Genomic DNA, 22271 nt, shown 5'->3' on the forward strand with positions numbered 1-22271 from the left:
TCATGAAACGAATTTACGTTCGGACCGTCGGTCTGTTGAGTGCGTTGGCCGTCGCCAATACCCTTTGGGCCCATCCCGGTGATGCGCCCGCTTCTGCTTCTAAAAAGACAACGGTCGAACCGGCCGCGATTAAACTGCCCGCCGGTTTTTCGGCCAGCGTTCTGACTACCGACCTGGGTGCAGCCCGGCACATGGCGGTCAGCAAAAACGGTGATCTCTACGTCAAACTGGCGAAACTGAAAGACGGCAAAGGCATCTACCGGCTCCGCGACACGAATAAAGACGGCAAAATTGATGACATAACCGGCTTTGGTGATTACCCCGGTACCGGCATTTTCATTAAAGACAACTACCTGTATGCCTCGTCGAACAGCGAGGTATTCCGCTATGAACTGAACGACAAGGGTGAGGTGATCCAGCCCGAGCAGCCGGAGAAAATCGTATCTGGTTTACGGGTAAAAGAACGCGACCAATCCAAGTCCATTGCGGTGGATAACCAGTCGATGATTTACGTGAACATCGCATCGGACAACGACGCCTGCCGCGAAGCCGGAACCGGTAAAGGGCTGATGCCCTGTCCGCTACTCGATTCGGCCGCCGGAATCTGGCAGTTCAAAACCAACCGGCTCAACCAGTCCTATCCCGACGGTGTGCGGTTTGCGACCGGTTTGAAAAACGTGGTCGGGCTGGATTGGAATACGAAGACGAATTCACTGTTTGTCATGCAGCACGGCCGGGGTAAGTTTCACGATTTCTATCCGCAGTATTATACCGCGCAGCAAAGCACCGATCTGCCCGCCGAAACGATGTATGAACTGAAAAAAGGCGCCGACGCGGGCTGGCCGTATATTTATTACGACCATATTCAGAAAAAGAAAATGCTGGCCCCGGAATACGGGGGTGATGGCAAGAAAACCGGGGGCGAAAAGGCCATCAATCCGACAGCCGCTTTCCCGGCGCATCTGGCCCCGAACGGGTTGCTGTTTTACACCGGCACGATGTTTCCCGAAAAATACCGAAACGGCGCTTTCATCGCGTTTCACGGCCAGTCGGCCGAACTGAAAAAGGGCTACTTAGTCGCTTTTGTGCCGTTTAAAAACGGAAAGCCATCGGGTCCGTGGGAGATTTTTGCCGACAACTTTGCCGGGATCGATCTGGCCAAACCCACCGGTCCCGTTCAGCACCGCCCCTGCGGCCTGGCCCAGGGAACCGACGGCTCGCTGTACGTCTCCGACGACCTGAACGGCACCATCTTCCGGATTGCGTACAAGAAGAAATAGTGGCGGTTTGAGTTTTACGGCCGCTGATCGGGATTTGCAAATCCCGATCCTATCTGCCACCGATTTGTAATCGGCATACTGACGTTGATTTCGGATTGTAAATCCTTATCAGTTGGGATCGGGATTGCAAATCCCGATCAGCGGCCGTAAACCTCAAACCACCACGCTTTTCAATTCAAACGCTTCGGCCAGCAGGCGGTACGATTCCAGCCGTTCGTCCAGTTCCGACGCCACGTTGACCAGCATCACTTCATCAACTTCGTACCGATCGGCGTATTTCTCCAGTTGTTGTTTGACCTCCTCCGCGTTGCCCATCACCATCCGTTGCCGGTTGTGCTGAATCCGGGCTTCTTCAGCCGGTGAATAGTCCACGGTTTTGATGTCATCATAATCGAAAGGATCGACCCGGCCGCGGGTTTCGTACTGCAAAAACCGGTAATCGATCATGGCCTGTTGCCGGTGCACGGTTTCGGGGTCGTTCGAACAGAAGACGAAGAACGCTACGTTGGCCTGCGGCTGTTCCAGATTCTCGGACGGCTGAAACCGCGCCCGGTAATTCGCCACCGCTTCCGGTCCGCCGTGCGGATTGATGAAATGCGCGAACGAAAAGCCCATGCCAAAATGAGCCGCCAGTACCCCGCTATGCCCCGATGAACTCAGCAACCATTGTTCCGGAACCGAGGGCGGGATCGGCATGGCCCGCACTTTCGCCTGTACGCTTCCAGGCGCATACCGGTCATTCAGGTAATTCTGCAAATCAAACAATTGCTGCACCAAATCCTGCTCATTGAACGTATTGGTCGGATTCAGCAGACTGGCCGTAACCCGATCACCGCCCGGCGCCCGGCCCATACCGAGGTCAATGCGACCCGGAAAGAGCGTTTCCAGCATCCGGAAATTTTCGGCAACTTTCAGGGCGCTGTAGTGCGGCAACATCACCCCGCCCGATCCGACCCGGATCGACTGCGTCTGTCCAGCCAGGTGAGCAATTAATATCTCTGGTGTCGTTCCGGCCAAAGAAGTAACATTATGGTGTTCGGCGACCCAAAACCGGGTGTACCCCAACTCTTCCGTCCATTTTGCCAGCGCGACGGTTTCCTGCAAGGCTTCACGCGCAGTGCTTCCCTTCCGAATGGGCGACTGATCTAAAACACTCAATTTCATTATGCTTTCAGCTTATTAATTCAAAGTTCTATTGTTGCAGAACAATCATTCAAGCTAAAAAGGTGCCGTGTTGCTATAAACATTTCTTTTGTGAAACCGGCTTGCTTTTCTCAAACCGTTCTGCTAACTCGACTCCTTTCCTTAACGACAATGAAACCACTCCTTTTAGTTCTCTTCTTAAGCCTGGCGCTACCCGCTCTGAGTCAACCTGCTTCCGTGGCCCGCGTCGATACCGGCACCATCAACGGAGCGCGCTACCGCATCGATTTTCCGGCATCGTGGGGCCAGGCTAAAAACCCCAAGCGGTTACTCATTTACGCCCACGGGTATGAAACCATCGGGCATAAAGGCGGATTTCTGAGCGGAGACATGCTAACCCCCTTCCTGAAAAAAGGATTTGCCGTGGCGCAGTCGGCCTACCGGCGGCAGGGATGGGCGGTGGCGGAAGGCGTGGACGATTCGGAAGCGTTGCGGCAGTATTTCGTAAAAAAATACGGTCAGCCCGATAGCACCTTTATTACCGGCCACTCGATGGGCGGCATGATCACGCTGGCGACGATCGAGAAATACCCGCAGCATTATCAGGGTGCGTTGCCCTTCTGCCCTATCTCCGGTCATATCTACCAGTCGCTACAGAACCATCTCTTTACCATGCTGGTCACCTTCGATGCCCTCTATTCCAACACCCTGGATTTAACAAAACTGGCCGCCGGCACCGCCAAACCCGTTGCACCAGATATGATCCAGAAGGCGCTGCAAACCGACTCGCTGACGGGGCAGCAATTTGCCCGCCGGTTTGCGGTGAAATACAAGGATGTACCGAGTGTACTCTGGTTCTTTCAGGAAATTTACCGCGATATCAGCCAGCAGGCAGGTGGCAATCCGTTCGACAACACGAACGCGCTGTACGGCGGTTTTCCGGATGATGCGCGGGTCAATCGCCAGGCGCTGCGGCTGACGGCCCAGCCCAAAGCCCGTTCGTTTCTGGGGCCTTATACCGCTTTTAGCGGGAAGATCAGCGACCCGGTTTTGCTCGTTCACACGACCTACGATGAACTGATTCCGCCCGAAATCGGAACTGCCTACGATGCCATTGTGCGACAGGCAGGCAACGATCAGTTGTTCGTTATGAAGTTTACCGATGGGCAGGGCCATTGCCGGTTTACGCCCGGACAAACCGAAGCGGTTTTCGATCAACTGCGCCACTGGGCGAAAGCGGGGCAAAAGCCGCTAGCGGGGGAAGTAAAATAGCTCAGTCCACGAAGCCTTTCATCCCGTCCGTTATCAGGGTGTTCAAGGTTCCTGTTTCATCTTTATAAATCAGATACGCATCCAGTTCCCGGTGTCGGGCCAGAAACCGCCGGGTTTCCTCCAGCCCCATGACCAGAAAAGCCGTTGCAAAGGCATCGGCTGTCATGGCATCTTTTGCAAAAACCGTTGCACTCAGGAGGGCATCGGGTCGGGAAAAACCGGTTTTGGGGTTGATGATGTGGCCGAATGTCTCCCCGTTTTGCCGGTAATAATTCCGGTAATTGCCCGAGGTGGCCATGGCCCGGTTCGCCATCCGGACGGTCGTCTGCAAACCGCCGGGCCTGACCGGACTTTCAACCCCAACTTTCCACCACTGGCCTTCGCTCCGCTGGCCCCGGCAACGCAATTCTCCGCCGACTTCCACCAGGTAGCGGTCGATGCCCTGTTTTTCCAGAAACTCCGCCAGCACATCGACGGTATAGCCCTGCGCCAGCGCATTAAAATCCAGCCGGACGTTCTTCTTGAGCTTCCGAACCGAAACCGCATCGAAACGGATGTACTGAAAACCCACGTAGTCGAGCAGCGAATCGGCATTGGGCAACCAGGGTTCGCGGGATTTTTTACCCTGCTCGTAGGCTTCGACCAGCGGTTTGACGGTTGGGTCGAAGGCTCCCTGCGTGATTTCATACACCTCCGCCGACTTCTTCAAAACCGGATAAAAATACGGCCGTTCAAACCGGTGCGATTCTGCGCGATTAAACCGCGAAATTTCCGAATCAGCGCGGTACGTAGACAAACATTCATCGATCGTCACCAGAATGGAATCGATGGCACGTTTGAAATTACGCTGTTGGGCATCCGGGTACTTGATGTGGTAAGTCGTCCCCTGCGCTTCGCCTTCCAGGCTGACCATCGGCGTTTCCACCAGCCGCAGCGGCTGGGCCGGTTTGCCCCAAAACGATATGAAAACCGGAAAAAAACCGATTATCAACGCTACCTCTTTCATGAATTTCCGGCGCTACAAATTGTGTTTGACACGGTAAGCATTGAGTTGTTCCTCAACGATCCGGTCCTCAATTTTCACATTTTTCAGGTAGGTATACGCTTTTCGGGACAGGAAATTATTGTCATTCTGCAACAGACCGGCAATGATCCGGCCAGTTTCGGGATCGGCCACGCGGTGGTGCTGGAAAAGATCCAGCGTATTGCTCAGCAACTCCCCGTTGGCCGAGACCAGCGACCGCGCCAGGGCGGTTTTCAGGGGATTGCTCAGCCGGGGCGCTTCCCTGAGTTTGGTAATGAGCTGATTTTTCAGGGCGTAGTTTACCCGGCCATATTTTTCCAGCAGCGCCAGTTGTAGGGCATCGTTTTTCAGCGCTTCCGGACTGAGCGCATGAATGGCCCGTTCGGCCCGGTTGAACTGGTTGTTATCGATAAAACCCAGGAGGACGTGTTGCAATTCCGGCGTTAGCTCAACGTAGCTCCGGATGTGGTTGAGCGCCCAGAGTTTATCGCTGGCATCCGGACTTTCCAGAATTTTCAGTAAAAAACCGGGCGATAGCTGCTTTTCGGTCAGCTCCGTCACTTCTTTCTGCGCCGGTCCATACACAATGTGCCACAGCTTATACGTCGTATAAACCGCGCCTTCGACCACGTAATCCAGTACGTTTTTGGCCGTAGCCGACGAAACCGCATCCAGATCACCAGCCGCCGAAGCAGGCTTTGGCACCAGTTCCTCGTACGAAAAATTCGCCAGCGGAGAGAGCGGGTCGGACAGCAGATCGCTCAGACGGTTGTATTCCTCCGGTTTGAACGGTTCATGCTCGGTTTTACTCAGAAATTCCCCCTTCGGCAATTCATACCCCAGATACCGACCGGTTACGTTCCAGTACACCACAATGTCCAGCAACCGGCATTTGTTGTCGAAGCAGACACTAGTTTTAATTTTCCGGAAATACAACACCGGATACCCTTCTTTCGACCGCGCCTGAAACAAGGTGTCGTTGTCGACATCATCCTTGAAATCGACGATATACGCCTGAATGGTATCCGGCTGTAACGAAATGGTTTGCGTCTGAAAATAACGAATGGTTTCCTGGCTTCGGTAGGCCGGAAACAGCAGCATTCCCGCGAAAAGTACGTTGAGTAACCCGAATCTCTGAATGCTCTTCATACGCTAAAATCAGCCTTTTTGCGCCGAACCCGGTACAATCCCGCCGTGTTCTTCAATCAGTTTCCGGAGATCCGCGAACGGCACCTCCAGCGGACTTTTGTTCAGCCTGCTGGCCAGCGCGGCAGCCGCCCCGGCCGCCTGCCCCATGCCCATACACGATGCCTGCACGCGCAGGGCCGAGTTCGCCAGCCGGTCGCTGCTCAGGCAACGCCCCGCAACCAGAAAATTCCGGCTGTTTTTCGGGACCAGCGCCCGGAGCGGAATCGTGGGAACGATCCCTTCTTTTAAATGATCGGGGACCACACCGTTTTCGTCGTGCACGTCGATGGGATAATACGAATACGAAACCGCATCGTCGAACACTTTGCCGGTCACGTAATCTTCGTGCGTGATTTTGTAATACCCATCGATGCGGTAGGTTTCGCGCACGCCGGTTTCGTTCTGAACGTCAATAATTTTCGTCTTCTCGCAACCGGGCAGCGTCCGCAAAAACCGCAGGGTTTTCAGCAGCGACATTCGGCCGTCGATATTGGCTTTCGTGTGTGTTTCCGAGGTCGTGGAATCGGCCCCCATCACGTGCTGGATGTTATCCCCGGCGCTTCTCAGCAAACCGACAATGTTGTTCCGGAAATCGGCTTTCACCAGATTCCCTTTCTTGATTTCTTCCTGATAACGCGCCTGAATCATCTTCAGGTCCAGCGACTTGAAATCGTAGCCACCAATCTGAAACATGAGCGTTCCCGGCTGCGTCACCGATTCGCGCAGCAGCGTAAACCCGGCCAGCGAAGCCGTGTAGGCGTTGCCCGTGCAGTCGATCACCTGATTGGCCACAATTTCCGTACTGGTTCCTTTTCCGACGGTTTGCACGACCCAGTTGCCTTTTTGGAAAACCGCCGAAGTAGGCGTTTCGTAAAACCGGATTTGCACCCCCGCTTCAATGGTTTTCTCCTCAATCAGCATGGCATACAGCTGGCCGTTCAGGCGCACCTGATGGCGCGGATGATGCCGACCGTGCGGAATCGAAAAATCGGGCAGTGTATCATCGTTCAGCGCCACGGCTTCCTGCACCATTTCCCAGCCAATACCGCCGATCACCTGTTTGCCCCAGGCGAAGAAAATCCCCGGAAACGCCACGCCACCGGTGGTGGTGGTCCCACCCAGCTGGCTGCCGTTTTCGACCAGAATAACTTTCCGACCGGCCCGGGCCGCCTGAATGGCCGCCACCACGCCCGCCGTTCCACCCCCGACGACCAGAATATCGGTTTTCAGGGTCTTCTTCTGTAATTTATAGGGTTCGGCCACCACCTCCCCTTTCGCCAGCCCCGGCGTGGTCATCCCCAGCGACAGTGCGCCGAGCGCCGTGAGAGCCGATCTTCTTTTTACCTTTTCCATGATTTTGCGGTTTTTGGTTTACGGTTTTCCGTTTACGGTTTAAGGTGGCTAACGCGTTCAGTCAGGTGTCAGCCCACTGTAAACAGAAAACCGTAAACCGGCTCACTTTTTAATACCCCGGATTCTGGTCTTTGGCCGGGTCGAGTCCTTTGTTGTAGTTCATTTCCGAAACCGGAATGGGCCACAGCAGGTGTTTATCCACAACGTTTTTGCCTTTAGCCGCCAGAATAACCGCTTTGGCTTTGCCGGTACGTTTCAGATCAAGCCAGCGTTTGCCACTGAGCTGGAATTCGTACGCCCGCTCCCGCAACACCAGATCCCAGAAGGTGGCGGCATTATAATCGGCCAGTTTATAATCAACGGTTGAAGGTGCATTTGCCGGTTTTCCGTAGGCCCGGCGATGCACCTGGTTGAGCGCTTCCATCGCGGCCGCGGTTGGTCCGTTGCCCGCCCGGCTAGCCGCTTCGGCGTAAATCAACAGGACATCCGAATAGCCATAGACCGGATCATCATTTCCGGCTCCATTCTGACCAACGGCCTGCGTATCAATAAATTTGGAACTCACCAGCGTGGTTGCGCCCAGACCAAAATCGACAATATCCCACAGCTTTTTCCGTAAATCGTTGTCATCCCAGGCTTTATACACCGAATTCGACGCGTCGCCATACACCGCATACGCCCCGCCGAAGTTGAACAGTTTGGTGTTGGGGTGGTTCGAAATCCAGAGCATGTAATTGCCCTGGCTGACCTGCCGGGCGTATTTCAGGTAAAAGATTTCTTCGGAGGTCGAAACCAGATCCGGCCCCCACACTTTCGTCTGAAAATCCTCCTTGGTGACCACCGGCACCAGCGAGAACTTGTTGGATTTGATTACTTCATCGGCTTTATCGCGGGCTTCGGCAAACTGGCCCAGTTGCAGGTAGACATCCGCCAGCAGGGTTTTAGCGGCCCACTTCGTCGGTCGGCCCGCAACGGCGGGATTGTCCGGCAAACTGGCTTCGGCTTCTTTCAGGTCCGCCAGAATCAGGGCGTAGACTTCCTCCGCCGTACTCCGTTTCAGATCAATGTCGTCCATGTTGGCTTCGGTCCGGATCGGAACACCCGCCCAGTTGCGCACCAGCTGGAAGTAATTGAAAGCCCGCATGAATTTGGCTTCTCCCACGTATTTAGCGACATCGGCGGGACTGATGGCCGCCCCCTTCGGCGCGCTCCGAATCACCAGGTTGGCGTTGCGGATACTGAGGTAAAAGGTGTTCCATAAACCGGCCACCCGCGTGATATTCGCATCATTAAAGCCCTGAAAATCGCTCAGCGGAGCCCAGCTTCCGCGTCCGAACGCGTAGTCGGTCTGCGACTCCAGGGTGGCTTCGTAGACGCTCATATTCGTGTTACGCAGGGGCGAATAAATGGCGCTGGCTGCGGTTTCCACTTCAGCCGCCGTGTTGAAAAACGTTTCAACGACCAGTGATTTCGGTTCTTCTTTCAGCGCATCTTCGCACGCCATCAGAAACAAAGCCGGGAGAAGGAATAATATCTTTTTCATGTAGTTAAAAAGTGAAAGAGCGAAAGAGTGAGAGAATGAACGTGAAGCTTTCGCTCTTTCGCTCATCCACTCTTTCGCTCATTGTTAAAAGCCGACCCGCAGGCCGAAGGTGATGGATTTGGCGGTTGGATAGCTGTAAAAGTCGATCCCCTGCGCCGTCGAGTTGGAGCCGCCCCGCGAATTAACATCCGGATCCCACCACGAGTAGTTGGTGAACGTCAGCAGGTTTTGCCCACTGGCGTAGAGTTGTACGGAGCGTACCCAATTCACATTCCAGGCCTGGAGGGGTAGCGTATATGACAACTGAATATTTTTCAGACGCAGGAAGGAACCATCCTCGATGTAGCGATCCGACGCCCGGGCGTTGACGCTGTTGCTGATAATCGGATACTTGGCGTTCGGATTCGTTGGCGACCAGTGATCCAGGAATACCTCGCGGGGCATGTTCAACCCGAAACCGTAGTCGATAGTACTCCCCATTGCGCTGGCATTGAACAGGTTATTCCCCTGAACACCCTGCAAAAACAGGTTTAGTTCGAAGTTCTTATACGACATAGTAGAGTTGAAGCCATAGATAAACTTCGGATTGGGATTGCCGATGTATGTTTTGTCTTTGACTGTTATGCTTCCGTCGCCATCCAGATCTTTGTATTTGATTTTCCCTTTTTCGTCATAGCCGTCTTCGGCATACCCCCAAAACTGGCCGATGGGCCGCCCCTCGCGCAGAATGCTGGTCACGTCGTTGATGACCACCACACCAACCTGCCCGCCCAGAATATCCTGACCATCGTATAATTTGATGACTTTGTTGCGGTTGAAGGCAATATTGGCGTTAGCGTTCCATTTGAATTCACCGGTTAGAATCCGGCCATCAATCCCCAACTCCAAACCACGGTTCTGAACTTCGCCGACGTTCTTGATGGTGCTGGTATAGCCCAGTGACGACGGCAACGCAACGGTATTCAGCAGGTCCCGGGTATTTTTCACGTAATAGTCAGCCGTCACCACAATCCGGTCGCTGAACAGCCCCAGGTCAACCCCGAAGTCCTTCTGTTCGGTCGTTTCCCATTTCAGGTTGCCCGGCAAAAGCGTTCCCGGGGCAAACGTATTGTACAGCGCGTCGCCAAAAACCGTCTTGCCCGAATTCAACTGATTCAGGGTTGCGTAGGCCGAAATGGCCTGGCTTCCGGTCAGACCCCAGCTCGCCCGCACTTTCAGATCCGAAATGAAGGGGTGGTTTTTCAGAAATTCTTCATTCGATGCCCGCCAGGCCAGGGCTGCCGATGGAAACGAGCCCCATTTGCTGCCCTCACTGTATTTGGAGGAACCATCCTGACGAAAACTGACGGTGGCCAGATACTTGTTATCGTAGGAATAATTGACCCGCGCCAGGTACGACAGTAAACTCCATTTGGAATAACCCGACCCCGGAATCCCCGGCGTAATGGAGGCCGACAGATCATAGGTCTCGAAAGCATCGCTCAGAAAACCGGTGCCACTTCCCGACAGGGCGGTTCGAGTAAAGTCCTGGTACGTAAAACCGGCGACAGCCGCTACGCTGTGTTTCTGGTTGAAGGTTTTGTTGTAGCTGATGGTATTCTCGCTCAACAGGCTCATTTCCTGAGCCGTCGAAACACTGGCGCTGCCCTGCGAATTGACGAACTTACGCGTCCGGTAGTTATCGGTCCGGTCGTCCCGGTTTTCGATACCGCCCGAAATTTTAATGGTAATGTCCTCGATGGGTTTGAACACCAGCGCTGCATTGAGCAGGGCAACATTGGCTTTGGTCCGGTTGTTCTCTTCGTTGATAAAGTTAAGCGGATTGATCATGTCCGTGGCCACAAACGGATACGCCGTTGCCAGAATTCGGTAGCTGCCATCTTCGTTATACGGCGTCAGCGTAGGGGGGGCCGAAAGACCGCCCGCAATCATCGAGTTTCCCCGGCTACCGCCCCCGCTATCTTTCCGGCCCGTATTCAGCCGCGATAACGTTCCGGAAAAATTCACGCTGAATTTGCGGCTAATCGTGTGATTGACGTTGGAACGCAACGAGTAACGTTTATAATCACTGCCCTTCACAATCCCGTCCTGGTCAAAAACACTTCCTGACAAAGAAAACTGCGTTTTATCGTTTCCTCCGCTCACATTCAGGGAGGTGTTTTTCATCGGTGCACTCTGAAACACCAGATCCTGCCAGTCGAAGCCTTCGCCAAAACTATTGATCTGGTCCTGCGTAAAATACGGTTTCAGCTTGTCGTTAGTGGCCTGTTCGTTGTAAAACTGGGCGTATTCCTTCGCATTCATCAGGTCCAGTTTTTTGCGGAGCTTCTGCACACTGTAGCTGGTTTCAAGATCGACGCGGGTTTTGCCGGATTTTCCCTGTTTGGTCGTAATGATCACGACCCCGTTCGCACCCCGCGATCCGTAGATGGCCGTTGCCGACGCATCTTTCAGGATTTCCATACTCTCAATATCGGCATTGTTCAGAATGGTCGGGTTGCTGCCCGAAATCGGAAAACCGTCAACCACATACAACGGCTCGTTGCTCCCCTGAACCGAGTTGGTGCCGCGAATCCGGACGCTGACCGCAGCCCCCGGAGCGCCGGTATTTTGCTGCACCTGCACCCCGGCGGCCCGCCCTGTCAGCGCCTGCAATACGTTCGTGGCCGGATAGGCATTCAATTCTTTGGATTTTACCTGCGCCAGTGATCCCGTCAGGTCACTTTTCTTGACGGTTCCGTAACCGACCACCACCACCTCCTCCAGACTCTTCGTATCCACCTGCATCCGAACATCCAGGCTGGTCCGGTTACCGATAACGACCTCCTGATTGAGATAACCGACAAACGAAAAAACCAGCGTAGCCTCCCCGTCCGGAATGTTCAGCCGGTATTTACCGTCGCCGTCGGTGGTCGTTCCCCGCGTCGTGCCTTTCACTACCACGCTCACGCCCGGTAGTCCTTCCCCCTTCTCGTCCGTTACGTTCCCGGAGAGATCCCGGTCGAGGGATTGTTCGGTCTGAAGCTGGGTGTTTCGGGGGGAAATACCGGGCAGAGCGGGCGACGACGCGGGCGGTTTACTGAGCAAAATCTGTTTTTTGCCCACTACTTCATAATTGACTGCCGCGTTCCGGAACAACTGGTCCAAAACCGTCGATAAGGGTTGGTTCACGACGTTGATCGACACGCGCCGGTCGGCCTGAATCTGCTGCGGGATATAGGAAAACGTCACTTTCGCAACCCTTTCCAGTCGGGACAATACAGCGCTAAGCTCCTGATTGGCAACCGACAACGTAACGGGCTGCTCAAGTACAGCCTGCGCTCTGGCGGTTTCGGCATAGGTCATTCCTACGAACAGCCAGGCACAGAGAAGTTGGATAAATGTGATCCGCATAAGGGTTCGGACGAATGCGTGATTGAGTCGAGGTAATTTCATACCTTTGATCGTTTTTGTTTAGGGATTTAAGCAAAGACAAAACGCCCCTGTACCCATCTGCGAGGATGCGTCGGCTCGGAAACCGTCAGTAGGGGCCAAATCCGGTCGGCGATGCTTGGACCCATCGCCGACCTTCCTTTTTTGGGTTTTCGGTTTACAGTTTTCGGTTTACGGTTTATACTGCATAATTGGATATATTAGTGAATGCCTGCCAAATTGAACTATCTATCAATCAACTGAAAATCAACGAGGTCCTTTTTACATCTTTCTCACTGGTCTGATTGCCTTTTCTATCAACCATCGACGACAACCCGTAAACGGAAGACCGAAAACCGTAGCGGTGCTACGAACAGCCCGGGCTGGAAATAACAATCTGGGCGTCAATAATTTTATAGGTCGCCCCCAGGAGCTTACACATGATGGTCAATTTATCGTACAGATTTTCCTGGTCCAGCGAGGTGGTTATGTGGCAGTTCGCCATCAGTTCCTCGTCGTACACCACATCCACCCCGTAGGTGGTTTCGATCGCGGTTATAAGGTCCGCAACCGGCGCATTCTGGAACGTGAACGTCGGCACCTGCTTCGGCTGAACGAGGATGGCCGGTTTCTCCACCAGCGTTTTCACCAGCCGGTGTTCCTGATCCAGATACGTGACCTGCTGGTTGGGAGTCAGCACCACGCCGATGGTTTCGGGATCGGATTTAACCCGGTTCTCGGTCACCAGCTTGGGCGAATACACCGACACGCGCCCCGTCCGAACCGCCACCTGCACATTCCGATCGGTCGGATAGGCTTTAATGCGAAAACTGGTTCCCAACACCTTCGTAATCAGGTCGTGCGAATAGACCAGGAACGGTTGGTGCGGATTTTTCTCGACCTCAAAAAAAGCTTCGCCAATCAGCGTCACCTCGCGTTTCTCGCTGGCAAAAACCGCCGGATACCGTAGCGTGCTGCCCGGTTGCAGCGTCACCACACTCTGGTCACTCAGCACCAGACGCTCGGGCTGGGTCGAGCGATTTATGCGTTCCAGAACCGTCGTTTGTGGTTCCAAAACGGATTCGCGCGGTGCCCGTATTTCCGAGCCGGACGGTCGGGCCAGATACCACCCCAAGCCGCAGCCCACCAGCAGGACAACCGCAGCCGCCCAGTAGGGCCGCAACCGGAACCGCTGGTGCATCGGGATCACCGCCCGATCGCGAATCGTCCGATCGGCCAGCGAATGCCAGTTGCGATCCAGAAGCCGCTGTTTTTCGGAATCAGTGGCCGGTAGATCCACGTTGGAGTCCAGCGATGCGTACCATTGGTCGAGCAATGCCCGTTCTTCGTCGGAACATTCTCCTTTCAGGTATTTGGCCAGTAGCTCCTGGTAATGTGCGCGATCCATCGGCTTTTGTCGTTCGTTCAAAAGCCTAGACGAACAAACCCGAAAATTCCCTAGGACGAAATAGACTTTTTTTGCGATTTTTTTTCAGATGACTCAGAATCAGCCGGTCAGGAGAGGAAAAACAGCACCCAGACCGCTACAAAATCGCGCAGATTCCGGCGCAGAAAAGTCGTTGAGCGGGAAAGGTGGTACTCGATGGTTTTTTCGGAGAGGTCCAGCCGCTGAGCGATTTCGCGGATGGTCAGGTGTTCAAATCGGCTGAGAATAAACACTTCGCGGGTTTTCTCGGGGAGTTGCGCCAACGCGGTTTGAATCGCTTCAGTCAGTTCGTTCAACTGCACGGTTTCGGTGGTGGAAAACGTTTCGGCGGGAAAAAACTGCCGGAGTTGATCCATGTAGTGTTCTTCCTGAATGTTCCGGCGGATGTAGTCGATCATTAAATTCTTGAGCGACACGCCCAGAAACGCCGGCAGATTGATGATGCGCAGCGAATCGCGTTTCTGCCAGAGCATCACGAACAGTTCCTGTGCCAGTTCCTCGGCCACATCTTTCCGTCGCAGCTTACGGTGGGCCGTCACGTACATTTTGTACCAGTACCGATCATACAACGCCCTGAAAGCCTGCTCGTCATCGTCACGGAGCAGACCCAACAATTCGGCGTCGGTGAACGATTGTAGGGACATCAGGCAGAAGTTTATCAACAAAATTGTAATAAACCCCGAAATATTTCAAAAAATCCCGGTTTTAATTTTGCTTGCGGCCCGTTTTCGGTACGGGTTTTCGCCAGAATAAGCGTAAATTTGTTCTATGAAACGGCTTTCGAAGCACATCCTTACTTCCGAAGTTCGGGCCGATATTTTGCGCTCGGCGGTGGCATCTTTCCGAATCGAGAAAATCCAGATTTCACCGGAGCAGGCAGCTGCTACCCTGCGGAAAGTCGAAACTACGCGGGCCAAATAGTCTTCATGATGTTTTTCATGGGCTCATACTGTTGTCCCGCTGCTTGTTGAACAGCGTGGATATAACTCGTAAACGAAATCTCAGCCCCTTCATTCGGCTCAATTTTCTCCCAGTGCAACGAATTGAGTCCTTGCTTTCGACACATTAAATTAGCCAGCAGACGGGCAGTCCGGCCATTACCTTCCCGAAACGGATGAATGAAGAGTAATTCGGCGTGTACGACGGCCAGATCGTGAATCAATGAGTCCGGATCGGAATAACGATTGGGTAGTTTGGCCAATACCGCAGTTTCCAGTGATTGCATACTGTTTGGCAAAAAATGAGCAGCCGCAAAGACAAAACCGCCTTTTGATAAATTGACATCGCGCCATTTACCGGCAAAGTCGTATAAATGTCCCAGCGCCAGTTTATGCATTTTACAAATGTACGGACAGCTAAACCGAGTCCGGCTGGTTAGCTCCTCGGTTAGCAGGAGCTCCGCCCTCAGAAATCCCTCAAATTCTGACAGGCCGATTGCTTCGGCACTCGTTAAGTTGAGCCGGTTCGGAAGTGGCTCGTTTGGGTCAAACCGCATTGGATCTTTCATAAATCGGGTGGGTTATAGGCCAATGTTATAGTCACCAGGCTGGTTTACAAAGGACGGAGAATCTACCAATAAATTATGAAAAAAATCTCCCCAACTGCCCGAACCGTTGAAACGGTTTAGCCTTCCTGAACCGTTTCAACGGTTCCTGCCGCATTCGTTTTTGGCACCAATCCCACGGTTAAAACCGCAGGCTGAATATGCCTGAAATCCAACAAAAACATTTTTTCAAACAAAAAACTAATAAATTAGTTGTAAAACTAATTTATTAGTCGTACGTTTGATTATCTCAACCAGCAACGCTAATTGATCCGATATGCAAGTTCGCGAACTGACCAATGCCGAAGAGGAAATCATGAAAGTATTGTGGAAACTGGGAAAGGGATTTGTTAAAGATGTTCTGGCTGAACTCCCCGACCCCAAACCGGCCTACAATACGGTTTCGACGATTATCCGCATTCTCGAAAAGAAAGGGTTAGTGGGCTACCGCGCCTACGGCAAAACGCACGAATACTACCCGTTGATTACGGAGGAAGAATACAAACGCTTCGAAATGGAACAGCTCATGTCCGGTTATTTCGACAATTCCCTGAAAAAACTGGTATCGTTTTTCGTCAAGGACCGCAACCTGAGCCTGAAAGAAACCGACGAAATCATCGAACTCCTAAACCGTAAAAAAGAATCATGAACCCGGCCCTCGACTACCTGCTGAAAGCCAATCTGTTTCTGGTGCTGTTCTACGCCTGTTATTGGCTGTGGCTGCGGCAACACACGTTTTTCCGGCTGAACCGGGCGTATTTACTGGCGTCGGTGCTGCTTTCACTGGTGCTGCCCTTCATCGAACTTCCCCAGGAAACCGTGGAGACGATTCCGGTGCCCGTTGCGGCTTTCTCGCTGCCGGTTTCGGTGATGGCGCCCGCGGAACCGACCGGGCCGGATTGGGAAATCATCGGCTGCTGGGCGTACGGCCTGGTCGCTGCGGTTTTGCTGTTCCGGCTGCTGATTCAGGTAACGGGCATTGGCCGGCTCATTCGGCGCTCCGAGCGGCACGAGGTAGACGATTACACGCTGGTTTTGCCGGCCGACGAGCGGGTGCCTACTTTCTCATTTTTCCGGTATCTGGTGCTGTGTCGCCGGGATGCTCAGACCAACAATACGCCCATTGTCGCCCACGAACTGGTGCACATCCGGCAATGGCACAGTTTTGATGTGCTGCTGCTGGAAGCGGTGCAGCTTTTCTTCTGGATGAACCCGGTTCTGGTTTTATATAAACGGTCGATTCAGCAGGTGCACGAATTTCTGGCCGACGCCCAGGCCGAAGACAAGCATGAGTATGCCCGTTTTCTGGTTACGTATGCCTTTGGCGTCCAACCCAATACCTTAACGAACGGTTTTTTCAAACCCTCGCTGATTAAGGAACGGATTCGGATGCTGCAACGCCGAACCACCAGCCGCTGGGCGCTGGGAAAATATGTGCTGGTGTTGCCGCTGCTGTTGAGCCTGCTGGCCATGACCACCGCCCGCGACCAAATCTCGCAACTGGTAACCCCGGTTTCGGACGAAAAAATTACGGTTTCCGGCAAAGTAACGAACGCAGAGGGCAAACCGCTGGCGGGTGCTACACTCGTTATCCGGGGCGCAACCAAGGGAGCCCAAACCGATGCCGAGGGCCATTATAAACTAACGGAGGTTCCCAAAGGCGCCAAACTCGTTGCCAGTTATGTGGGCTATGAAAGTCAGGAAAGAACAGTTTCTGGCCAGACAACGCTGGATTTTACGCTGACCGTCGCGGTCAAATCGCTGCAACCCGTCGTAGTCGTGGGGTATGAACCCTCTTCTAAACCGGCAGCTACCTCAACGCCCCCACCCGCTTCCCGTCCAGCCGGAAATGGTCCCGTGTTTACCGTGGTCGAGCAAAGTCCGGAGTTTCCGGGAGGTATGCAGGCGCTGGGGCAATACCTGGCAACAAACATTCGGTATCCGGCGGAGGCCCGTCAGGCCCATACACAGGGAACGGTTTTCGTGCAATTCACGGTCGGAAAGACGGGCGACATCACCGACCTGCGCGTGAAAAAGGGCATCGGATCGGGCTGCGACGAAGAAGCCGTCCGGGTGGTCAGCCAGATGCCGCGCTGGAAACCGGGTATCCAGAACGGAGAAACCGTATCGGCTCAATATGTTCTCCCGATTCATTTTGCGCTGGAAAAGGAGCAAAAAGAAGACAAACGAACCGGACGAGTTTGGGAAGATAAAGGCAACCCTAACGTCAGTGTTAGTTTCGGAAATGGGCTCAGTGATGATCCCAAGACCCGGCCCCTCTTTGTGGTCGATGGTACAAAACTGGCCGCTACCGAATCCTTAAACTCGTCGGTCGAGCCGAACGGCATTAAGTCCATTAATGTGCTGAAAGGCGCTTCGGCGACCTCGCTTTACGGCGATGAAGGTAAAAATGGCGTGATTGAGGTGACCACCAAACAGAATGTCATGGGGGCAACCATCCGGCAGGCCAGTCAACCGGATACGGATGGCAAACCGGCGGTTTATATGCTGGACGATAAAACCATTACGCGGGAAGAGTTTCAAAAACTGGACCCCAAGCGCATCCAGAGCGTCGAGATTGACCACGGTCAACCTTCGTTTACCATCAAGGCTACCTCCAAAAAATAACGCTGCCATGAAAGCCCCCAAACCCTTATCCACGCGGCTGCGGTTCTGCCAACGGCGGCTCGACAACCGGCTGATTGCCTACACCTTCGGACCGAAACCGTCGGCATTTGTAACGCCATTCTTCCAATCTGCTACCTTAAAACAACGCATTCTCATGTTACAGAAATCCGAAACCAGTCGCTGGGCCATCGCCAAATACGGGTTTGCAACCCTGCTGATTGCCAGTCTGTTCGTCTTCGTAGCCGCCTGCGAAGATCAGTCAAAAAAAGAGGTAGTCAGTACTGAGCCGATAACGGTTTCCGGGCAGATTTTTGGTTCCAATGACAAACCGATCCCGGGGGCCAACATCGTGCTGAAAGGATCGCAGACGGGCACCAGCACCGACGCCAACGGTGAGTACCAATTCAACGTGCCCGGCAACGGGACCCTGGTTGTTTCGTTCGTCGGACACCAGAGCATCGAAGTGCCGGTCAATGGCCGGGATGCGCTTTACGTCCGGCTCGCCCAGCCCACCGACGGTACACCATCCACTTACTGGACCGGCACACCCAAAATTCCGAAGCACGTCAGGAACAGCCACATCACGGATCTGCTTGATCGGAAACCCGTGGATGATGGCAACGGTGAAATTTTTACCGTAGTTGAACAGAATCCCGAATTCCCGGGCGGGATAGCCAATCTGGGGAAATACCTGTCGGAAAACATACGCTACCCGGAAGCGGCCAAACGGGCGCAGGTTAGCGGAAGAGTGTTTGTCTCATTCGTGGTCAACACCGACGGCAGCATTCAGGATATCCAGATTCTGAAAGGCATTGGTTTCGGGGCCGACGAAGAAGCGGTTCGGGTGATCAAAGCCATGCCGCGCTGGAAACCGGCCATGCAGGACGGAAAAGTAGTGCGGGTAAAATACAACCTGCCGATCCGGTTTGAATTGGCGGAAGCTCCAAAAACCACGGCCGCGGCCACGGAGGACGACGGCAAAATGGACCCTAAATTCTACGAAGAAATCCGCCAGGATTACAACCGGTTTGTCGTCAACGGCAAGTCAGTCAGTTTTGACGAGTATGTTCAACAGGATCAATACGCGTACAAAGGCAGTTTCGACACAAAGAACAAAACCGTGTATATCTCGGTCAAAACGCCTTCCAACCCCTGATGATTTAACGATTGGTTTATAAAAACACAAAAATCCCCGACGCTGCTGGTGCCGGGGATTTTTGCGGGTTACTTCTTCCGGCTTTTAGGAAACATTTCCATAAACCGTTCGTAAAACCGTTCGCATACATCGGGGGCTTTTCCATTTTCCCACCCCACGGCAAACTCGGTTTTGGCCTTTTTCCAGGTGATGGTCACATCCGGTTTTTCGGGCTTTTCCTGTTTGGCGGTTTTAATCTTGCAGTCCTGCTCCAGCCGGGCAAACATCTTCTGGGTACTGTCTTTCTTCTGCTGCCCCAACTGCGTAAACGGCCCTTCGGAGCCTTTCCGGTAATACAACAAGCCGGTATCCAGCAAGCGGTATTCGGAGCGGTTTTCGCCACTGCCCAACTCGACCACAATCTGACGACCGGTAAACCGGTTGGGAAAATTCGAGCCGGCTGTCACCGACGCGGTTTCCTGTCCAAACGCACTACCGGTTTTCAGCAGCCACACCAAACAAAAAACAAAGAACAACGGCACTCTTCGAAAACTCATTAAACGAATTTGAATTTGGGTTAGTACTATATTCTTAACTCCCAAACCGGCCAAAAAATTGCCTTTTTTTTAGACAAACAGGCAGTTAATTGGATTCCTTAGGGAGCAGTCGGTTGGCCGTACGTTTCTTCCCGCAGCCGAACCGACCGGCCCAGGAGGCTTTTTTGCAGCGTCACGATGAACAAATTATCGAAATCACCGGATTCGATCTGTGTTCGGCCCGGCTGGCCCCCCAGTCCTTTGACAATGTCGAGAATGGTGTTGCTGTGGCCTACCACCAGTATATTTTTCCCTTTTGCCCGGTGTATCTGCTCGACCACGGCGCTCGCTGGCGTGGCCGGATAGGAGGTGATCGGCAGGTTGAGCTGGTGCGCCAGAGGACCGGCGGTTTGCTGCGTCCGGCGGTACGGCGTGGTCAGAATCAGGCTAATGCGTTCGTCTTCCAGCCGCTCGGCCAGGTCCTGCGCCCGCTCGAAACCTGCCCGGGTCAAACTGCTGGTATCGGCCTCGCTGACTTTCTCCGCGTGCCGGACAATAAAAACGTTGGAGGTCGAGCAGGATGCCAGACCAAGGAACAGAGCCAGCAACAGGCTATATTTCATCGTGTTACCAACAAGTTATGTGAACGTTTACCGGTTTCGGATTTAAAATCCGAAACCGCAAAGATCGGAATTGCAAATTCCGATCAGCTTCCCTCTTCTATTCTTCCCTCTTCACTCTTCACTCCTCACTCTTAACTCCTCACTCTTAACTCCTCACTCTTAACTCCTCAACCGCCAGCCAGCTCATCAAACCGGCTCCGATTTCCAGCGCCGATTCGTCGATATCGAAGGTGGGCGTATGCACACCGGAGACAATGCCGCGTTCTTCGTTGCGGGTTCCGAGCCGGTAGAAACACGAATCGACCACCTGCGAATAAAAGGCAAAGTCCTCGCCCGCCATCCACAAATCCAGGTTGACAATGTTATCGGCTCCCATATACTCGGTCGCGGCTGAACGCATGCGCCGGGTCAATTCGGGGTGGTTTTTCAGGAAGGGATAGCCCCGTACGACCGTAAATTCGCAGCGGGCGCCCATCGCTTCGGCCATGCCTTCGGCCATTTTTTTCATTCGCCGTAAACCGTCTTCCCGCCATTCTTCGTCCATGCACCGGAACGTTCCTTCAATGTTTACCACGTTTGGAATGACGTTGGTCACCCCGTCGGCAATAAACCGCCCGAACGACAGCACCGACGGATTCGCCGGTTTGCGGTTGCGGCTGATGATCTGCTGCAACGCCACGATGATGTGCGACGCAATTAAAACCGGATCAACCAACTGGTCGGGCATGGCCCCGTGGCCCCCTTTACCGATTACGGTCAGGTACAGTTCGTCGGTGCTGGCCATGTACATTCCTTCCCGAAAACCAATCTTCCCGACGGGCACGTTCGGGGCCACGTGCTGACCAATCATGCTGGCCGGAGCCGGATTTTCCAGGACGCCGTCCTTGATCATCAGCGAAGCACCACCGGGGGCTTTCTCCTCCGCCGGTTGAAACACCAGTTTGACGGTTCCTTCGAATTGATCGCGGAGTTCCTGCAAAATGCGCGCCGTTCCCAGCAGCGACGAGGTATGCACATCGTGGCCGCACGCGTGCATGACGCCTTCGACCGTCGATTTGTAGGGCACGTCGTTGGCTTCGTGAATCGGCAGGGCATCCATATCGGCCCGCAGACCGACCACCCGGTTTTCCGACAACGCGCCGTTGCCACCGCGTCCTTCGATCAGAGCGACCAGCCCCGTACCGGCCACACCTTCCTGGGGCGTCAGACCGATGGCTTTGAGCTGCTCGGCCACAAATCGGGCCGTATTGTATTCATTGAACGACAGTTCCGGGTGGGCGTGCAGGTGACGCCGGTTGGCAATGATGTCGGCCGCGTAGTGCCGGGCCAGTGCTTTAATTTGTTCTTTCATAGCCTGAATGTACCCACGGACTTCAGTCCGTGTTTTAAAATTCTAGTCAGTTAAGACCTTCAAGAAACACGGCCTTCAGCCCGTGGGTACTTAATTTGCTAAAAACTGATAATCACTGATTAGCGTCCGCAGAAACGTGGTATCGTCCAGTTCCGAGCGAACGCCGATGACTTGTTTTACTTTGTTGGCGGCTAAACCACTTACTTCGGGATTGTTCACGCGTAGGGCTTCCCGAATAATGTTCAGATCACGATCCGAAAGCTGGGCTACTTCCGGAAACCGCACCTGATAATCCACGGGCAGGGCGTTGTAGGTCACCTGCGCGAGCGTAACGGGGCGGGTCAGCTTCACCACTGTGGTTCCGGCGGCAATATCCCCCAGCCGCTGCCCTTTGCCGTTGATAGCCACCGTAATGAGCGGAACCAACCCGCTGAAAAACAGGGGCGATTCGATCAGCCGGAGCAACCAGCGGAGCAGGTAGGCACCCAGGCCCGGCGGAGAACCATCGAGCATGACCACCCGGATTTTCATCGCTATTTTCCCCAGACTTTGCCCGTTTAGGAACAGTTCGCACAGCAAATCGTAGAGCATGAACGGCAACAACAGCAATAAACCGGTCCAGAAATTGCTACGAAACGCGGCTGGAAACTGCGACACCAGAATCAGAAACAAAATCAGCCAGCCCAGAAAAATCAGGTAATCGAGCAGCAGCGCCAGAATCCGGTCACCCAGACTGGCAGGCTCGTACTCCAGCGTCACATTTTGGGATGTCTGAATGGAAACCGCCATACGAT

General features: G+C 53.7%; 19 protein-coding genes. 6 read left to right on the forward strand and 13 right to left on the reverse strand.

Going from position 1 to position 22271, the window contains the following annotated elements; translation table 11 throughout:
- The first annotated feature begins 2 nt into the window (after positions 1 to 2).
- A complete protein-coding gene (locus ACFPMF_RS14135) occupies positions 3 to 1280 on the forward strand; it encodes a PQQ-dependent sugar dehydrogenase (RefSeq protein ID WP_379846044.1) in 1278 nt (425 codons plus the stop codon).
- A gap of 153 nt (positions 1281 to 1433) precedes the next feature.
- Here the strand turns inward: ACFPMF_RS14135 and ACFPMF_RS14140 are convergent, their stop codons facing one another.
- Complete coding sequence (locus tag ACFPMF_RS14140) at positions 1434 to 2444, reverse strand: LLM class flavin-dependent oxidoreductase (protein WP_379846046.1); 1011 nt, start codon at positions 2442 to 2444, stop codon at positions 1434 to 1436.
- A gap of 150 nt (positions 2445 to 2594) precedes the next feature.
- Between ACFPMF_RS14140 and ACFPMF_RS14145 the strand changes: the two genes are divergently transcribed.
- A complete protein-coding gene (locus ACFPMF_RS14145; RefSeq protein WP_379846048.1) occupies positions 2595 to 3695 on the forward strand; it encodes a DUF6351 family protein in 1101 nt (366 codons plus the stop codon).
- A gap of 1 nt (position 3696) precedes the next feature.
- Here ACFPMF_RS14145 and ACFPMF_RS14150 read toward each other — a convergent pair whose 3' ends face one another.
- The 7 genes from ACFPMF_RS14150 to ACFPMF_RS14180 all read right to left on the reverse strand — a co-directional run bounded on the left by ACFPMF_RS14150 (position 3697) and on the right by ACFPMF_RS14180 (position 14305).
- Positions 3697 to 4701, reverse strand: coding sequence for an FAD:protein FMN transferase (locus tag ACFPMF_RS14150; protein ID WP_379846050.1), 1005 nt, complete (start codon positions 4699 to 4701; stop codon positions 3697 to 3699).
- A 12-nt stretch (positions 4702 to 4713) separates the two neighbouring features.
- Complete coding sequence (locus ACFPMF_RS14155) at positions 4714 to 5868, reverse strand: hypothetical protein (protein WP_379846052.1); 1155 nt, start codon at positions 5866 to 5868, stop codon at positions 4714 to 4716.
- Between the two features lie 9 nt (positions 5869 to 5877).
- Complete coding sequence (locus tag ACFPMF_RS14160) at positions 5878 to 7260, reverse strand: FAD-dependent oxidoreductase (RefSeq protein ID WP_379846055.1); 1383 nt, start codon at positions 7258 to 7260, stop codon at positions 5878 to 5880.
- Between the two features lie 109 nt (positions 7261 to 7369).
- The gene (locus ACFPMF_RS14165; RefSeq protein ID WP_379846058.1) at positions 7370 to 8803 is read right to left on the reverse strand and encodes a RagB/SusD family nutrient uptake outer membrane protein; all 1434 of its coding nucleotides are present in this window, start codon (positions 8801 to 8803) and stop codon (positions 7370 to 7372) included.
- A gap of 84 nt (positions 8804 to 8887) precedes the next feature.
- Positions 8888 to 12238 (reverse strand): TonB-dependent receptor, encoded by a 3351-nt coding sequence (locus tag ACFPMF_RS14170; protein WP_379846060.1) that lies wholly within the window; start codon positions 12236 to 12238, stop codon positions 8888 to 8890.
- Between the two features lie 343 nt (positions 12239 to 12581).
- Positions 12582 to 13622, reverse strand: coding sequence for a FecR family protein (locus ACFPMF_RS14175; protein ID WP_379846062.1), 1041 nt, complete (start codon positions 13620 to 13622; stop codon positions 12582 to 12584).
- A 107-nt stretch (positions 13623 to 13729) separates the two neighbouring features.
- Complete coding sequence (locus ACFPMF_RS14180; RefSeq protein ID WP_379846064.1) at positions 13730 to 14305, reverse strand: RNA polymerase sigma factor; 576 nt, start codon at positions 14303 to 14305, stop codon at positions 13730 to 13732.
- Between the two features lie 124 nt (positions 14306 to 14429).
- Between ACFPMF_RS14180 and ACFPMF_RS14185 the strand changes: the two genes are divergently transcribed.
- Entirely contained in the window at positions 14430 to 14582 is a 153-nt protein-coding gene (locus ACFPMF_RS14185) for a hypothetical protein (protein ID WP_379846066.1), read from the forward strand.
- Here ACFPMF_RS14185 and ACFPMF_RS14190 read toward each other — a convergent pair.
- Positions 14566 to 15168, reverse strand: a complete 603-nt coding sequence (locus tag ACFPMF_RS14190) for a Fic/DOC family protein (RefSeq protein ID WP_379846069.1) — start codon at positions 15166 to 15168, stop codon at positions 14566 to 14568. The genes ACFPMF_RS14185 and ACFPMF_RS14190 overlap by 17 nt on opposite strands.
- A 313-nt stretch (positions 15169 to 15481) precedes the next feature.
- Here ACFPMF_RS14190 and ACFPMF_RS14195 point away from each other — a divergent pair, with 313 nt between their 5' ends.
- Genes ACFPMF_RS14195 through ACFPMF_RS14205 form a run of 3 tightly spaced genes read left to right on the forward strand, consistent with a single transcriptional unit; the run spans position 15482 to position 18988 of the window.
- Positions 15482 to 15853: a BlaI/MecI/CopY family transcriptional regulator gene (locus tag ACFPMF_RS14195; RefSeq protein ID WP_379846071.1), complete on the forward strand. Its 372-nt coding sequence runs from the start codon at positions 15482 to 15484 to the stop codon at positions 15851 to 15853.
- Entirely contained in the window at positions 15850 to 17832 is a 1983-nt protein-coding gene (locus ACFPMF_RS14200; RefSeq protein ID WP_379846073.1) for a TonB family protein, read from the forward strand. Before ACFPMF_RS14195 ends, ACFPMF_RS14200 begins: the two co-directional genes overlap by 4 nt.
- A 7-nt stretch (positions 17833 to 17839) precedes the next feature.
- The gene (locus tag ACFPMF_RS14205) at positions 17840 to 18988 is read left to right on the forward strand and encodes a TonB family protein (protein ID WP_379846076.1); all 1149 of its coding nucleotides are present in this window, start codon (positions 17840 to 17842) and stop codon (positions 18986 to 18988) included.
- Positions 18989 to 19056: 68 nt separating this feature from the next.
- Here ACFPMF_RS14205 and ACFPMF_RS14210 read toward each other — a convergent pair whose 3' ends face one another.
- The 4 genes from ACFPMF_RS14210 to ACFPMF_RS14225 all read right to left on the reverse strand — a co-directional run bounded on the left by ACFPMF_RS14210 (position 19057) and on the right by ACFPMF_RS14225 (position 22266).
- Complete coding sequence (locus ACFPMF_RS14210) at positions 19057 to 19524, reverse strand: lysozyme family protein (protein WP_379846078.1); 468 nt, start codon at positions 19522 to 19524, stop codon at positions 19057 to 19059.
- Positions 19525 to 19622: 98 nt separating this feature from the next.
- The gene (locus tag ACFPMF_RS14215) at positions 19623 to 20126 is read right to left on the reverse strand and encodes a SixA phosphatase family protein (RefSeq protein WP_379846080.1); all 504 of its coding nucleotides are present in this window, start codon (positions 20124 to 20126) and stop codon (positions 19623 to 19625) included.
- A 145-nt stretch (positions 20127 to 20271) separates the two neighbouring features.
- The gene (locus ACFPMF_RS14220; RefSeq protein WP_379846082.1) at positions 20272 to 21477 is read right to left on the reverse strand and encodes a M20 metallopeptidase family protein; all 1206 of its coding nucleotides are present in this window, start codon (positions 21475 to 21477) and stop codon (positions 20272 to 20274) included.
- A 90-nt stretch (positions 21478 to 21567) separates the two neighbouring features.
- Entirely contained in the window at positions 21568 to 22266 is a 699-nt protein-coding gene (locus ACFPMF_RS14225) for an RDD family protein (RefSeq protein WP_379846084.1), read from the reverse strand.
- Positions 22267 to 22271: the final 5 nt, after the last annotated feature.

Source organism: Larkinella bovis (assembly GCF_042655385.1).
In the GTDB taxonomy this organism is placed as follows: Bacteria; Bacteroidota; Bacteroidia; order Cytophagales; family Spirosomataceae; genus Larkinella; species Larkinella bovis.

Excerpts from the sequence above, each read along its gene's own strand:
- ACFPMF_RS14135 (WP_379846044.1), top strand. The coding sequence starts at position 3 with ATGAAACGAATTTACGTTCGGACCGTCGGTCTGTTGAGTGCGTTGGCC.
- ACFPMF_RS14140 (WP_379846046.1), bottom strand. The coding sequence starts at position 2,444 with ATGAAATTGAGTGTTTTAGATCAGTCGCCCATTCGGAAGGGAAGCACT.
- ACFPMF_RS14145 (WP_379846048.1), top strand. The coding sequence starts at position 2,595 with ATGAAACCACTCCTTTTAGTTCTCTTCTTAAGCCTGGCGCTACCCGCT.
- ACFPMF_RS14150 (WP_379846050.1), bottom strand. The coding sequence starts at position 4,701 with ATGAAAGAGGTAGCGTTGATAATCGGTTTTTTTCCGGTTTTCATATCG.
- ACFPMF_RS14155 (WP_379846052.1), bottom strand. The coding sequence starts at position 5,868 with ATGAAGAGCATTCAGAGATTCGGGTTACTCAACGTACTTTTCGCGGGA.
- ACFPMF_RS14160 (WP_379846055.1), bottom strand. The coding sequence starts at position 7,260 with ATGGAAAAGGTAAAAAGAAGATCGGCTCTCACGGCGCTCGGCGCACTG.
- ACFPMF_RS14165 (WP_379846058.1), bottom strand. The coding sequence starts at position 8,803 with ATGAAAAAGATATTATTCCTTCTCCCGGCTTTGTTTCTGATGGCGTGC.
- ACFPMF_RS14170 (WP_379846060.1), bottom strand. The coding sequence starts at position 12,238 with ATGAAATTACCTCGACTCAATCACGCATTCGTCCGAACCCTTATGCGG.
- ACFPMF_RS14175 (WP_379846062.1), bottom strand. The coding sequence starts at position 13,622 with ATGGATCGCGCACATTACCAGGAGCTACTGGCCAAATACCTGAAAGGA.
- ACFPMF_RS14180 (WP_379846064.1), bottom strand. The coding sequence starts at position 14,305 with ATGTCCCTACAATCGTTCACCGACGCCGAATTGTTGGGTCTGCTCCGT.
- ACFPMF_RS14185 (WP_379846066.1), top strand. The coding sequence starts at position 14,430 with ATGAAACGGCTTTCGAAGCACATCCTTACTTCCGAAGTTCGGGCCGAT.
- ACFPMF_RS14190 (WP_379846069.1), bottom strand. The coding sequence starts at position 15,168 with ATGAAAGATCCAATGCGGTTTGACCCAAACGAGCCACTTCCGAACCGG.
- ACFPMF_RS14195 (WP_379846071.1), top strand. The coding sequence starts at position 15,482 with ATGCAAGTTCGCGAACTGACCAATGCCGAAGAGGAAATCATGAAAGTA.
- ACFPMF_RS14200 (WP_379846073.1), top strand. The coding sequence starts at position 15,850 with ATGAACCCGGCCCTCGACTACCTGCTGAAAGCCAATCTGTTTCTGGTG.
- ACFPMF_RS14205 (WP_379846076.1), top strand. The coding sequence starts at position 17,840 with ATGAAAGCCCCCAAACCCTTATCCACGCGGCTGCGGTTCTGCCAACGG.
- ACFPMF_RS14210 (WP_379846078.1), bottom strand. The coding sequence starts at position 19,524 with ATGAGTTTTCGAAGAGTGCCGTTGTTCTTTGTTTTTTGTTTGGTGTGG.
- ACFPMF_RS14215 (WP_379846080.1), bottom strand. The coding sequence starts at position 20,126 with ATGAAATATAGCCTGTTGCTGGCTCTGTTCCTTGGTCTGGCATCCTGC.
- ACFPMF_RS14220 (WP_379846082.1), bottom strand. The coding sequence starts at position 21,477 with ATGAAAGAACAAATTAAAGCACTGGCCCGGCACTACGCGGCCGACATC.
- ACFPMF_RS14225 (WP_379846084.1), bottom strand. The coding sequence starts at position 22,266 with ATGGCGGTTTCCATTCAGACATCCCAAAATGTGACGCTGGAGTACGAG.